Origin of the sequence: Bradyrhizobium manausense (genome assembly GCF_001440035.1) — a bacterium.
Classification (GTDB): domain Bacteria; phylum Pseudomonadota; class Alphaproteobacteria; order Rhizobiales; family Xanthobacteraceae; genus Bradyrhizobium; species Bradyrhizobium manausense.
Genome location: NZ_LJYG01000016.1, coordinates 131879 through 132574 on the forward strand (window position 1 = coordinate 131879; position 696 = coordinate 132574).

The following is a 696-nucleotide window of genomic DNA, read 5'->3' on the forward strand; positions in this document are numbered from 1 at the left end:
TGTGGCGGACGTTCTTGAGGATCTGCGGCAGCGGATCGAAGCGGTGGCAGACCTCGGAGACCGGGCGGCGCAGCTTCTGTACCACCGCCAGCACCTGCAGCGCGGCGACAAAGCCGTCGCCGGTGGTGGCGTAGTCGGACAGGATGATGTGGCCGGACTGCTCGCCGCCGAGATTGAAGCCGCCGCTCAGCATCTGCTCGAGCACGTAGCGGTCGCCGACCGGCGTGCGCACGAGATCGAGCCCCTGCCCCTTCAGGAAACGCTCGAGGCCGAGATTGGACATCACGGTGGCAACGATGCCCGGACGCGACAGGCGACCGTCTTCCTTCCAGCTCTGTGCGATCACCGCCAGCAGCTGGTCGCCGTCGACGACATGGCCGCGCTCGTCGACCAGGATGACGCGATCGGCGTCGCCGTCGAGCGCAATGCCGATGTCGGCGCGCATCTCGCGCACCTTCTTCGACAGCGCCTCCGGCGAGGTCGAGCCGCAATCCTTGTTGATGTTGAAACCATCGGGCTCGACGCCGATCGGCACCACGTCGGCGCCCAATTCCCACAGCGCTTCCGGCACCACCTTGTAGGCGGCGCCATTGGCGCAATCGACCACGACGCGCAGGCCGTCGAGCGAGAGATCGCGCGGCAGCGTGCGCTTGGCGAATTCGATGTAGCGGTCATGCACGCCGTCGATACGGCGGG

Annotated in this window: 1 protein-coding gene; it reads right to left on the reverse strand. The window is 67.1% G+C overall.

Annotated features, from left to right (window positions below; all coding sequences use genetic code 11):
- A partial coding sequence (locus AOQ71_RS47055) for a phosphohexomutase domain-containing protein (RefSeq protein WP_488226141.1) occupies nt 1–696 on the reverse strand: 696 nt, incomplete at both ends.